Annotated in this window: 9 protein-coding genes and 1 CRISPR repeat array; all 9 genes read right to left on the bottom strand. The window is 59.1% G+C overall.

Annotated elements, in window-relative coordinates:
• Positions 1-14 precede the first annotated feature (14 nt).
• The 9 genes from csx2 to AC1EKE_RS06725 are packed head-to-tail and all read right to left on the bottom strand — an operon-like array spanning position 15 to position 11,064.
• The gene (gene csx2, locus AC1EKE_RS06765; protein WP_480308785.1) at positions 15-1,724 is read right to left on the bottom strand and encodes a TIGR02221 family CRISPR-associated protein; all 1,710 of its coding nucleotides are present in this window, start codon (positions 1,722-1,724) and stop codon (positions 15-17) included.
• Positions 1,725-1,728: 4 nt separating this feature from the next.
• Positions 1,729-2,733: a Card1-like endonuclease domain-containing protein gene (locus AC1EKE_RS06760; RefSeq protein WP_480308784.1), complete on the bottom strand. Its 1,005-nt coding sequence runs from the start codon at positions 2,731-2,733 to the stop codon at positions 1,729-1,731.
• Between the two features lie 3 nt (positions 2,734-2,736).
• Positions 2,737-5,022: a TIGR03986 family type III CRISPR-associated RAMP protein gene (locus AC1EKE_RS06755; protein ID WP_480308783.1), complete on the bottom strand. Its 2,286-nt coding sequence runs from the start codon at positions 5,020-5,022 to the stop codon at positions 2,737-2,739.
• 19 nt (positions 5,023-5,041) lie between these two features.
• Positions 5,042-5,449, bottom strand: coding sequence for a TIGR04423 family type III CRISPR-associated protein (locus tag AC1EKE_RS06750; RefSeq protein WP_480308782.1), 408 nt, complete (start codon positions 5,447-5,449; stop codon positions 5,042-5,044).
• On the bottom strand, positions 5,430-6,851 hold the full coding sequence (locus tag AC1EKE_RS06745) for an RAMP superfamily CRISPR-associated protein (protein WP_480308781.1): 1,422 nt from the start codon (positions 6,849-6,851) through the stop codon (positions 5,430-5,432). The genes AC1EKE_RS06750 and AC1EKE_RS06745 overlap by 20 nt, the downstream gene beginning before the upstream one ends.
• Positions 6,852-6,869: 18 nt before the next feature.
• The gene (locus AC1EKE_RS06740; RefSeq protein WP_480308780.1) at positions 6,870-8,336 is read right to left on the bottom strand and encodes a hypothetical protein; all 1,467 of its coding nucleotides are present in this window, start codon (positions 8,334-8,336) and stop codon (positions 6,870-6,872) included.
• A gap of 2 nt (positions 8,337-8,338) precedes the next feature.
• The gene (locus AC1EKE_RS06735; protein WP_480308779.1) at positions 8,339-8,875 is read right to left on the bottom strand and encodes an RAMP superfamily CRISPR-associated protein; all 537 of its coding nucleotides are present in this window, start codon (positions 8,873-8,875) and stop codon (positions 8,339-8,341) included.
• Positions 8,876-8,890: 15 nt separating this feature from the next.
• Positions 8,891-10,381, bottom strand: coding sequence for a Cas10/Cmr2 second palm domain-containing protein (locus AC1EKE_RS06730; protein WP_480308778.1), 1,491 nt, complete (start codon positions 10,379-10,381; stop codon positions 8,891-8,893).
• Complete coding sequence (locus AC1EKE_RS06725; RefSeq protein WP_480308777.1) at positions 10,378-11,064, bottom strand: CRISPR-associated endonuclease Cas6; 687 nt, start codon at positions 11,062-11,064, stop codon at positions 10,378-10,380. The genes AC1EKE_RS06730 and AC1EKE_RS06725 overlap by 4 nt, the downstream gene beginning before the upstream one ends.
• A 207-nt stretch (positions 11,065-11,271) precedes the next feature.
• A CRISPR array of direct repeats spans positions 11,272-12,201; the repeat unit is 37 nt; unit sequence GTCTTAATCCTTGTTTTAATGGAATATGGTCTGCGAG.
• Positions 12,202-12,241: the final 40 nt, after the last annotated feature.

Genomic DNA, 12,241 nt, shown 5'->3' with positions numbered 1-12,241 from the left:
CGCACTCTCTACTCTTATGCCCCGGGATACTTGCGGAAGGTCTCGAAGTCAAAGCGGACCTCCTTCACACCATCTGCTGTCTCCGTGACCTGTCGCCTCGTGGTGGAGGCGATGCAGGGTATGCCGAGCGGCTGAAGCCTCGTGATGACGGCGTAGCAGAAGGTCATCTCTCCCATAATGTGTACCGTGACGTCTCTCGTCTCGGCTCTCTCCTCGATCCGGGCGACATACTCCTCGGCGAGGTCGGTGATCTCTCTCTCTCCGGCCACCGGCGGGATGGCGGGGAAGTCCATATCCTCTATCTCCCCGTACATCTCCGCTGCCTCTCTCTGCCGTGCTCCCCAGCCGGTGGAGGGGTGGTTGGAGAGATTGATGAGCAGCGGAGCGCTGGGGGACTGTGTCGGGAGTGGTTCGATGGCTTGCTTACCCCTCAGCACCTCCTCCGTGCGCTTGATCAGCATCTCTATCCTGCCGGGGATGTCTCTCCCATTGACTGCATTGCGTCGGAACCCTGCGTGATTGAAGTCGTTGCGCAACTGACCGATCTCGGTATATAGCGGATGTAGCTCTCTCACGGCTGAGCCGGCGAGGTATTGCCTGACGACCTCCGCCCTCTTCTCTCTATCGGTGGGGTCGCTCTCGCCCAGCTGCCACTTGTCTTCGGCAATGCTTCCCTTAGTTATGTGAAAGGCCTTAGCGGCGAGCTCCGTGTAGTGCTCCTCGTCGGTAGGGTAGCCGTGGCTCGCGGCCACGTAGGCCTTCATCGTCTCCTGCAGTATGGTGATGCTCTGCTGATAGAGCTGCATCCGATAGCACCAGCGGGCAGCGGCAAAGCCGTTGCTCACAGAGGGCTTGGTGTCAAAGTCTCCGAAGGAGTCCTTGATCTTGTCGATGAGCGGGACCATCGGTGTGATGAGACCGGCATCCAGCCCGTGGGTGCACTCGTCCAGCTCCTTAAATATCTCCCCGCTCAGGATCTCTTTGCCCCTGATGGTGATGAGGCTCTGCGATACTGTCGTCAGCTTATTAACCAAGTCGCGGAGACCCTTGGCTGCCTCGCTCTTGCCCTTTGTCGCTTTCAGGATGGGGGTAACTCTCTCCTTTGTCAGCTCTGCCAGCCCGGAGGCGCGACCATTGCGGAGAAACTCGCCTGCCGCCACGGTCCAGTCCTGCAGCTCGATGAGTGCACCCAGGTCGACTAATTGCTTGGCATCCAGATTACCGTAGGTGATGCTGACCACCTCGGCACCCTTCAGCTCCTTGGCGTAGTTGGTGAGCACGAGGAGGAGCATCGGCAGGTAGCGGAAGCTGTGGGTGATGTCGATGTAGAGCCTGTCGCCCTCGTGGATCTGGTCGTAGATGGAGCGGAAGACGGACCAGATCGCCTCCTCGTCTCCTCCCTCTGAGATATCGACCGGCTCCACGGGGAAGGGAAGACCCATCTGACTGAGCGTCGGCTCGAGGCCGGCGTAGTCCTTGGGGGAGTCGGTTCTGCTGTCGATCGGCACTGCCTGCCAATTGGCGATCCTGGCCGTGGGGGTGAGGAAGATGTAGGCGGCATCGTCCGCGCTCCACTCGCTACGCTCCCTGAGGAGGTCGAGCGTTGCCTCCTGTATGAAGCGTGTCTCGGTGCTGGTGAAGTCGCCCTGCCGGTAACTGCAGAGGTTGTAGTTGCCGGTCCCCAATATGGAGATGAATACCTTACGTGATCTGCTGCTATCCATTGCTCTATAGGTCTACGTTCTTATCCGCCAGTCTTTGTCCGTCCACGATGCCCCGGATGCCGAGTATGCGCATGCGCTTCTTGATATTATCCTGCGTCTCCTGGGGCATCTCCCCGATCTTGTGGAGGGTGAAGAGGTAGGAATTCACCCGGAGCCCGAAGTCCTTGCTGATGGCGGCCAGCTTGTAGAGGTACTCCTCCACCATCCCCTTTTGCTTTTTGCCATACCCATACATCGTCACCTTACACTCGATCACGTAGAGGGCGTTGTCTCTGACGAAGGTGACGTCGAGCTCGTTGTCGTTATGTGCGGAGTCGTCCCGATAGATCTTGACCGACTTGGCGATGTCCTCGTCTCTCAGGTGGAAGTCTCTCTTGATCCGCAGGTAGGTGTACTCCTCGAGCCACTCTCCCGCCATATAGCGTCGCTCGGTGGGCTCCAGCCTGTCATTTTCATTGGCATGGGTGTAGCGCCACGGTATGACGAAGTCCTTCTGACGCATATAGTTAAAGGTGCTGAAGGGCTCGTGCTGCCCGTGGATGAGGCTGTTGTTGCACTCGTAGCGCAGGCCGTAGAGGGTGAGGTACTCCTCGAGGGTCACTCGGTAGGTGATGGCGTATGGCTCCTCGGAGGAGAGGTCGTAGTAGACGTTGGTGCCGAGAGGGACGTAGACGAGGTGTGAGTCGTACCGGTCGAAGTATCGCGCCACGGCGAGGGACATCATCTTGGTCCCGCCGGTGATATTGACTAAGTACTCCTGCCCCTCGGGCAGGTCCGCCGCCTCGAGCTCCCTGAGGATCGCCCTGTAGTTGTCATTGGGGACCACCACTCGCCTGACGCTCTCCGGCTCCAGCCCCAGCGCCGTCTCAAGGTGGATGCCGCTACGGCGCTGCTCCATAAGTGGCGTGGTGATGAAGAGGAGGTCGGAGTAGGTCCCCTCCATCTCCCTGATGAAGATAAGGTTGGGGACCAGGTGCTCGCTCAGGATCGATACGATTGTCTTGCTCATGGGTCACTCTATCCTTAGGGAGTCAAAGATCTGCTGCATCTGGGTCTTGCCGAGCTCCTTCGCGACTTCCCTCCGGATGCCCTTGCCGTGCCACTCCTTCTTGTCTCTTTTCTTGGCGCCATCGTAGATCTGCTGGAAGGTATCGATCACCAGCCTCAGCTCCTCGCTGTTGAGTGTGTCTCGTCCCTCTCTCTCGGCAGTGAGAATGAGCCACTTCTTGATTGCATGGAGATTGGCCTTCCAAGACTTGTCGGCGCTTAGAGTGGCACCCAGTCCCTCGGTATAGGCGGCCGATGCTCTCTCCTCTCTCGCCTGTTGCTCCTGTCGCTGCCTCAGATCCTCGCACTTGGCTTGCATCCTCTCCGAGAGGGCCTGCACTGCGGGGTGGTCAAGATCGTCGCGGAGGCTCTTGATGACCTCGGTGAGCTTCTCTTCGCCCGCTGCGGGGTCGAGCGTGTCTGCCTCCTGCAGGAGAGTCTCGCACTGCTCCGTGAGCCGGTCGAGCCGCTTCCGCTCCTCTTGCTCTCTGACTCCCTCCGAGAGGGACTCCGGCATGGCTGGAGTCACCTCCTCGCTGTAGCGACGGAGGTAGGACTTGCTCTTCTTGGCGTCGGCAAAGTCGTTGACATTAGGTGAGACGGAGAGCTTCATATAGTGGTGACTGTCCCTCGAGACGGGGTTCCCGGAGATGGCAAAGAGCTCCCGCATCTGCTGTGTGCTGATCCAGGACCCGAGACTCTTGTCCATCTCCAGCTCAAATAGCCCCATATAGTAACCCGCCTCCCGGAGCTCCTCGCCCGTCAGTTGTACCTCGTAGCGGCATCGTCCGTAGCCGTAGGACTTCCCCTGCCCCAGCTGGTGATAGCAGCCGTCACTGCCGTGGAAGGTGAGGGCGGAGAGCAGGGCGCCCAGCTCTATGGGGCGGAGGTTGTGGAAGACCACATCCCCACAGAAGGTGGCACCCTTACGGATCGGGGTCAGTGTGGAGTCGGTGTCGGCACTACCCGTCTTGGCCTGCCAGAGGCCATCTCTCACGTGGTACCGCTTCCATCCGGCGAGCCGCCCGTCGTTGTAGGTCTTGTAGTCGAGGGTCTTGCCCTGCGCTCCCTGCTGCTCGATATAGATCGGGTAATAGGAGGCCTTGGGGGAGGCCAGCACTAATGTCACCTCGTCTCCGGACTGAGCATCGTCGGAGAAGGCGTTGCCGAAGTGTACCCGTCCCTTGAGACTATCCGTCTGGCGGGTGTAGCCAAAGAGGCACTCCGCCAGGTCGGGCTTTGTCTCCCTGTGCTCGGCGGGCAGGAGGTCGGCGGGCGTATTGTCGTACGGAAGCTTGTAGAGAAGGGCGAGACCGAAGTCCTTGATCTGCCGTCCGTCTGTGCGGAAGAAGACGGGGATCCCCTTCGCTCCCTCTCTCAGCTGAGGCTTCCAGTGGGTCCAGTCGTCCGAGTCTTGGTAGATAAATTCGTAGTGCTCCAGCTCCTCCGTGGTGAGGGGATAGGCCGCGGTCGACTCGGAGGGGAAGACAAATTCGTAGTACTTCCCTGCGTTCTTTGCCCGCTCCTCCTTCCACTTATCCGGCTGACCGGTCAGGACGATATCCCCCCGTATCGGGCCCTCCTCATCGTGGACCACCCTCCTCCCGTTGCCGCCCTCCACAGATGTGAAGAAGTGGCCGTCCAGTCTCCACCCCTCCAGGAGGTGGTACTTGTAGGCGGCGGTCTTGGGGTCGTACGTTTTTTTGCGCCCCTCGACCTCCTCGGTCACCTCCTTATTGAGGTTGATCTTGCTATGCTCTGAGAAGTGCTCCTCCATCACCGCCTCGCCAAGCAGGTCGTCTATCTCCTTGTGGCTGATGCGGAAGGGCTGTCCGTGGTCCTCGATCTCATATCTCCCGTCGCGCATCCTGAGGTAGCCGCACTGAAATCTCAGCTGCTCCTTTTTTAGCGTATAGAGCTTCTCATTGTCCCACTCGCGCTGAGCAAACTTTGTCCTCGGGTCTACGCTCATCTTGCCGAAGCTCATGATCTCGAGCAGGCTGCGCACCTCGCCCTTGATCGAGGTGGCGGGGATGAAGCTCCGCCCCTTGACTCGGCTGAAGCGATTGTCCTCTGCCTCCTTGGTCTGACCGTTGCGGATGAAGAGATCAGACTCTGTCGTGATCGTAAGCTTGATGACCCCGCTCACCCCGTCTGAGAAAGGGATGTCGTGCGAGATCTGATCTGCCCAGTCGGGGAGATAGACCCGGTCGGACAGGGGTACGAAATTGAAAGGTGCTTCTACTGCCATAGCCTATACTCTGTGCTCTTTAATCCTCAAATCCGACAAAAGCGATGTGGTCAAAGACCAGCACCCCCATACCGAGGCAGGCCGGGTCCTTCTCCTCTCTCCAGTAGCGGAGAAACTTTAGATGCGGCCTCGACATCCTCAGCGCAACCAATTGCAGGCTCTCCACCTCCGGATCCTCATAGTCGCTCTCATCCACCCGGTGCTTACTCACCAGATAGCGTCCGTCGATGTACTTGATGCTGATCGAGATCCCCTCCTCCCTGCTGTAGAGGTAGCCCTCCTTGACAAAGGGGTTGACGCTGCTCAGCAGGGCGGTATCCAACGGCCTGTCGTAGTGGTACTCGACGGCCCTGTCTGCATTGCTCATCCAGAGGTATCCCTCGTAGGCGATCGTCGTGTCGATCTCCTTAAGCTCTATCGTACTCATAGATTGTCTCTCCATTCTTGGTGATGGACCCATAGAAGCGTCCGTTCCCCTTCATCACTGAGCCTCCCAGTGGCAGCATGCCACCACAGAGATCCTTCATCGCACTCTCAAGGGCCGAGAGTGCGTCATGGACCCGATCCCGATCCTCACTCTCCAGCGCGTGCTTATCGATCGTGATCTCCATGGTGATCTCCTCCTCCGCAGCATAGACGGATTTCTCGGAGAAAAGGGCTCCACTGACTGCCCCGCCTGTGAAGCGGTCGATCCGCACGTGATTGAATACATGGTCCTCGGCCGCCTCCGGGCGCTTGAGCAGCACGTCTGAGAAGAGTACGTGCCCTCTGCTGCATCCCTCTCCGCTCTCCTCCCCGGCGGTGCCGAAGAGTAGGGCAACGGCGCCGTTTTTCTGCCCGATGTAGTCCTCGATGGCGGCTCCCTCAGGCAGATTGTCGGCGGCTATGCCCTGCTGCTTATTGTAGTGGAAGGCGGTGCGGTGAGAGAGTGCCCCCTTGACCGACGAGCTCGGTATCAGGATCATCTGCTCCGCATCGATGATCGTGGCGCGATCTCCCTCCCACACGATCTGCTGCTCGGTCACATACCGCTTGTCCGCATCACTATCCCCGAGACCGGAGCCGAAGAAGATGAAGTCCACCGGGCGGAGTGTGAGGAGGTACCTGTCGCTCTCCCTCTCCTCGATCTCCCTCGGAGTGTAGGGTGCGAAGCCCTCCCACTCTGCGCTCAGGCAGGAGGACTTGGCGAGGTAGAGTGACAGCTCCTCCGGCTGCCGGAGGTCGAGCCGGCGGTGTAGTGCCCGCACGACCCGTACCTTGCCGAAGCCCTTGCGGCTCCCCCCGCCTATGCGGAAGAGGTCCGAGTCGATCGTGTCGATGATCCGGAGGAGTACCTCGTCTGACGAGTCCGCCTCCTCGGCCGAGGAGATCAGCTCCATATCGAAGCAGAAGCGTGTCCCCTTCAGCACCACCTCCTCGTCAAATTTTCCCCTCATCTCCGTGGCGCCTCTGTGCCCGATGCGCGCATGCTGACGTATCGGCAGGGTGCTGTACGCCTCTAAGAGCGGATCCTCCTCTATCGGGGCAATGCCATCGACCGCCCTGCCCCTGCTGTCGAGGATCTTCGCCTCGCTGATGATGAGCCGCGATCCCTCGCCACTCGTGGGGGACTGCCAGCCCATCAGGGTCTGCTGCAGCTCCTCAGAGGGGAGCGCGTGGCGTATCACCCCGGCGAGTGAGGTGCCGGGGATGAAGGGCAGTCTGTGGACATCCCGCAGTACCGGCGCATCAGTCAGGGGACTCTTCTCTCCACTGCTGATGGATAGCGGGCTGTCTGCTTCTATGGTGATCCGTGCAATGTTTCGGATCGGGTAGAGTGTATATGCCATAATTTCTGGAGAGTTTGCTTAGTTGTCCTTAGAGCTCTTCTTGCCCATCGTGGAGGCGAGGTTGATAACCAGGTCCTGGAAGCTGCTCTCTGACTCCGGCACTGCCGCCTCCCTGCTCAGGAAGTCGATCAGTATGCTCCGGCGTCCGTTTTTCTCCCACTTCTCCTTGGCCACCCCGTGATTGAGGTAGCCCTCGATCGCCTCGATCAGCGCATCTGCATCCTTGTGTACCATGGCGAGACTGCGTATGGAGCCCCACTGGGAGGCGAATTGGTCTCCCATGAAGAGCCTCGCATGCTCCCTGGCAAAGTTGTTGACTAAGTCGTAGACCCGGTGCATCCTCCTGCTGTGACTGCTCTTCCTCCGGAGCACCGTCAGCAGCTGCCGGTCGCTTTCGGTCAGCACCGACGGCTTCGCCGCCCTGCTCTCGCCCGGCTCTGTCTCCTCCCTCTCGCGGGTAAAGGTGTAGCGGCTCCTCCCCTCCGAGGTGTCGGCGGAGAGGAAGTCAGGATTGTAGATCACCCGCCCAAAGCCCTCACTCTGGTAGTACCCCACATAGGATGTGCGGAGGTCGCGGGCGTCGGTCCTGACGACGAGGACGCTCCCCTTCTCGATCCCGCACCGATCGGTGTCGTAGGCGTGGAGGGTATAGTTCCACGGGGCGTAGCGGAAGGTGCGCACCTGACTAAGGTCCCACAGGATCTCGCCCGACCCCAGCCCCAGGTCTGCTGCCGTGGGGCGAAAGGTGGGGTACCCCTCGGCATCGAGGAAAATCAGCCGAGAGTCGGCATAGACCACCACGCAGCGCCCTCCTCGCACCTCTACGGCGTGGTCGCCGCTGAGCGGCTCCTTGTAGTCGCAGGGGGCGATCTCCACCCGCCCATACTGAGCCGTCCTTGAGCGGCCTATGTGGTGCTCCCCCACCAGCGCCTCCATGATCTCGTCCCTGTAGCGCGCCGCCACGTCATCTATCTCTACGGAGAAGTAGAGTGTCAGTCCCTCGCAGAGAGACTCCAGCCCGTACATCTGCTCGTCACGCGAGCGGCGCTTCTCCGAGTCGTAGGCGGACTTGATGGCAAAGTTTTTCCGGATGCTCACCCTTGTCCCCCTGTTGCCGTCAAGGGCGTAGTACCCGCTGCGGCACTGCTTGAGGGACTTCTGTCTCAGCCTTGAGAGGTCAGGGATGAGGTGGTAGACGTAGCTCTCCTGCTCGATGCTGCTCAGCTTGGGGTAAAAGAGTGCGGCCGGGACCTTCACGCCCCGGATGTCGTTGATGCCGGGATGGGCGTCGCCGAAGCGAACGCTCCCGCTGTGGAAGATGAGGTGCGTGCGCTCGTCCTCCTTGTCATAGAGGCTCCTCGCTACCACGCCGAGGAAGTTATTCCCCGGGATGAAGGTCAGCGTCTGAGCCTTACCCTCTGTCGTCGGGGTGTCCCGCAGCACCACGTCGGAGAGGAGTGTACACTTGAGCTTTATGGTCTCCATAGTCAGTCGTCTATTCTTGATATTTCGCAGCGGCCATAGCCTCTGCTCCTGCCCAGTCCCAGGCGCTTCACATACTTGAGTGCCTCCTCGAGGAGCGCCTCCTCTTCCGCTGAGCCGATCCCGGTGATCTCGCCGTAGAGGGTGCAGGGGATCGCTGTCTCTATGCGGCGAAGGGTGTGCTCCTTGGCGACCCCCCGCTCGTCGATGGCGGTGGAGGAGAGGGAGCGGTAGAGCATCTCCGGGTCGATGTCCGGCGTGGTCAGGAGGCTCCGGCGCATGGCGTCACTCAGTGAGGCGTTGGTGAAGTAGAGCCGCCCCTGCCGGCTCTCGCTGCCGAAGAGCCCCTCCACCGATCCCTCCTCGCCTCCGCGGAGGAGTAGGATATTGGTGACAGCCTCGCGGAGAAGTCCCTTCAGCGTCCTGCCGGGGACGAAGGGGAGACCACTCACATCCCGGACCACTAATTCGTCCACATCGGCACCTGCAGTCTGTCCGGAGCCGCAGTGCCAGTAGGAGAAGAATTCTATCTTGTACCTCATCTCTTATACTATCTCTTACCTCTTCTTTGTGACCAAGTTGAGTATCCCATACAGGGAGAGCACATCGTAGGCGGGATAGGCCCTCACGCCACTCCTGCCGGCAGCCGAGGTCACCCTCCTTGCAGTCGGCCGGGTGAGCTGATCCACCATAGCTCTGCCCTTAGCCCCATAGACCATCCTCATCCGCTCCAGGTGCTGTGCCGCAGCTCCCTCCCCTCTATGGAGGAGAGAGAGCCACTGACGGAGCCCCGACCTGACGCCGTCGCCCTCCGTCGACATCAGACTGTCGCAGGCCGCCCTCAGCTCACCGATCGTCGCGTAGCCCTCGCGCGGATCGAGGTAGTAGGGGCCATACACCAGTGAGACGCCCGGTGATGGTGTCAGAGCCCTATCGACGATCTCGCCGTAGCTCTGCACGTAGCTGTCCTCCACCTTATGGTACATCAGGCAGGCGGGGACGCTCTCGCCCTCGCCCCTGAGGCGCTTCGCCTCATTCTTTGCCACCCCGCACAGCTCCTCCGCCAGCCGGTAGCCGTAGTGGAAGGGGTAGGACGACTTGATGAAGGCGACCCCCGCACAGGCAGTCAGCCGATCCATGCCGGTCTCCTGTCGGAGGATCCGCCCGAGCACTCCCTCACCGGTGTGGTACTCAAAGCGCCGGATGAAGGCGGTCGCATAGTCTATCGCCAGCCGACCGCTGATGATCGCCGTCATGTCGTCGCCCCCCAGCACGATCGGTCGGAGGAGGTAGGTGCCGCCCATCTCCCCCTCAATCTCCCGGAAGGCATCATTCGCCGCCCGCTCCGTGGCGCGGTCAAGCTCTCGCGAGAAGGTCCTGTACTGCTCGAGATCGTGACCCACCCTCTGCACCACCTGCCCGAGACCATTCCCGTCGGCGTGGATGATCGCCAGCCAGTCGTTGCCCTCGGTCATGCGGGAGACATCAAAGGGGAAGCGCTCCGCCTCCACCCTCTCCTTGCTCTCCCTGCCGTAGAAGCTATTCTGTGCCAGGTAGATGGATCTATTGTACCTCGTCTTGGCTGCCGTGGTGAGGTCGGTCTCCTTGCCCTCGGTCGAGACAAGCGGCAGCCCTGTCCTCCCCGATCGGCGCACACCGAGCGGGCCGATGATCAGGTCGGGCTGCGGGCGATTGCGCTGCGCCTTGAGCTTCGTCTCCAGGTCATCGATGGCTCTCGTCTCATCGCGTCCGTCGAGCTCCACCACTGCCTGGCTGATCGTGATCCCCGGCGCCTCCGTCATCACCCTGCGGGGGAAGTCCCGGACCGCCCGCCGGCAGGACTCTCTGTCGTCAAAGCGGTAGCGCACGTTGCCCGCCGCACCTATGTATAGGTGGTCGTCGCGATAGCAGCTCCCGAGGGTCTCCCGGAAGAGCCTCGTGCAGATCTCTGCCACCAGCTCGCTGGCCCCCACGATGTCCTTCAGCTCATTTGTCTGGAAGATAAAGTCTTGTATGCCCTGCACTGAGGCACCATATAAGTAGTTCATAGGCGTGATGAATTGTGATTTCTGACTTTAGTGACCGTCCCATACCCCACACTGGCGTGCTTCCCGAGGCCGATATGGTCCGGGAGGGAGATATTGGACTCAAATTGCAGGTCCATCGCCGCCAGCGGCACTCCTTTGTACTTTATCGTCCGGAGGGGAGAGGCGGAGGTGATGGTGATCCGGAGCGGAAAGGGGATGAAGATGCCCACCCCCTTGAGCATCGACAGGATGTTTCCGGTCAGGATCCTCTCCAGCATGATGAGCCGGGCAGCCATGCTCGGCTCGCTCTGATAGAGCTGATGGTTGCGCTCATTGAGCGGGAGCCAGTCCCTCAGCCGGTAGGTGACGGGGGGCGTGCACTCCTCCACCGGGTGGGCGAGTGCATCGATCGACTCGATCCTGAGGACCACACGCCGCTGACCGATGTGGGTGTCGAGGGACTCTACGCTGAGGAGATCCCCGAGGGCGTCCACCCCCTGCCCGATGCAGAGGAGGGCCGCCTTACCTCCGATACGCTTGTACTGCACCAGCGGATAGCTGTAGCGAAGCCCCTCGGTCGTGTGGTTGTGGAAGAGGGTACTCCGGCAAGAGAGCAGGCTGTTGACCGCCCCACGGAGCAGAGGCATCTCCCATCTCTCGATAGGGGTGTCCAGTCGCATTAGTAGTGTATTCACCTCGTCCATATCAGGATCGTTGCCGGAGCTTGTGGCGATAGGTTTGGGTTTCTTCTCCGAGTGGGGATGACACCCCACCGGTTTCTTCTTGCGACTAAGATATCACTTTTTTCTGAGATTAAAGAATGCTAATCCCGGTATTAGGTGACATCTTGCTCTGCGGGGATAGGTCGGACAAGTCGGACGGGTCGGACAAGTCGGACGACCTGCCCCCGTTCCCAAATCCTTGTTTTAATGGAGTATGGTCTGCGAGGTTGAGAGGGCCTTCTGGCCATCTTGGCTGGTGAAGACCTAGTCTTAATCCTTGTTTTAATGGAATATGGTCTGCGAGGCCATAAAGGTCCTGACAGACTACTACGGCGTCAAGCGTCTTAATCCTTGTTTTAATGGAATATGGTCTGCGAGAAGTCTGAAATCGATGAGCGTATCGCTGAGATTGCGTCTTAATCCTTGTTTTAATGGAATATGGTCTGCGAGCCGTGAGTTTTCCCGTCCTATGGATGGACAGATTTAGTCTTAATCCTTGTTTTAATGGAATATGGTCTGCGAGCGTAGGCTTTGAGGACTTTGAGCAGGCGGAGAAGTTGTCTTAATCCTTGTTTTAATGGAATATGGTCTGCGAGGCTATGACGTGACGGCCGAGATGGTCAAGCATATAGCCGGTCTTAATCCTTGTTTTAATGGAATATGGTCTGCGAGAGGTCATCTCTTAGATGGGAAGCCTGTTTCCTCCATTCCGTCTTAATCCTTGTTTTAATGGAATATGGTCTGCGAGTGTAAAGATGATGTTGAGTATGGAAGACCATACTTAGTCTTAATCCTTGTTTTAATGGAATATGGTCTGCGAGCACAGTCTATATGTTCAGAAGTAGACGTGCGCTATGTGTCTTAATCCTTGTTTTAATGGAATATGGTCTGCGAGAGGGAGATCCAGGTCTCTTCTGTTGATACTGTTGTGGGGTCTTAATCCTTGTTTTAATGGAATATGGTCTGCGAGGTTATGGAGTGGTTGGCTAACGACATTGCCGATCGCTGTCTTAATCCTTGTTTTAATGGAATATGGTCTGCGAGAAGCCCTCTCCAGATCTTGGAGAGTGGCTGCTTCTGGAGTCTTAATCCTTGTTTTAATGGAATATGGTCTGCGAGGGTCAAATCTGTGAAGATCTGTATGTGAGCCCTTTACGAC

The sequence above is a fragment of the Porphyromonas sp. C0041D3 genome (assembly GCF_056590575.1).
This window is presented reverse-complemented; position numbering and strand designations above follow the sequence as displayed.

Bases quoted from the DNA above. Each gene is read 5' to 3' on its own strand.
- AC1EKE_RS06735 (WP_480308779.1), bottom strand. From the start codon at position 8,875: ATGAGGTACAAGATAGAATTCTTCTCCTACTGGCACTGCGGCTCCGGA.
- AC1EKE_RS06745 (WP_480308781.1), bottom strand. From the start codon at position 6,851: ATGGCATATACACTCTACCCGATCCGAAACATTGCACGGATCACCATA.
- csx2 (WP_480308785.1), bottom strand. From the start codon at position 1,724: ATGGATAGCAGCAGATCACGTAAGGTATTCATCTCCATATTGGGGACC.
- AC1EKE_RS06755 (WP_480308783.1), bottom strand. From the start codon at position 5,022: ATGGCAGTAGAAGCACCTTTCAATTTCGTACCCCTGTCCGACCGGGTC.
- AC1EKE_RS06760 (WP_480308784.1), bottom strand. From the start codon at position 2,733: ATGAGCAAGACAATCGTATCGATCCTGAGCGAGCACCTGGTCCCCAAC.
- AC1EKE_RS06725 (WP_480308777.1), bottom strand. From the start codon at position 11,064: ATGGACGAGGTGAATACACTACTAATGCGACTGGACACCCCTATCGAG.
- AC1EKE_RS06750 (WP_480308782.1), bottom strand. From the start codon at position 5,449: ATGAGTACGATAGAGCTTAAGGAGATCGACACGACGATCGCCTACGAG.
- AC1EKE_RS06740 (WP_480308780.1), bottom strand. From the start codon at position 8,336: ATGGAGACCATAAAGCTCAAGTGTACACTCCTCTCCGACGTGGTGCTG.
- AC1EKE_RS06730 (WP_480308778.1), bottom strand. From the start codon at position 10,381: ATGAACTACTTATATGGTGCCTCAGTGCAGGGCATACAAGACTTTATC.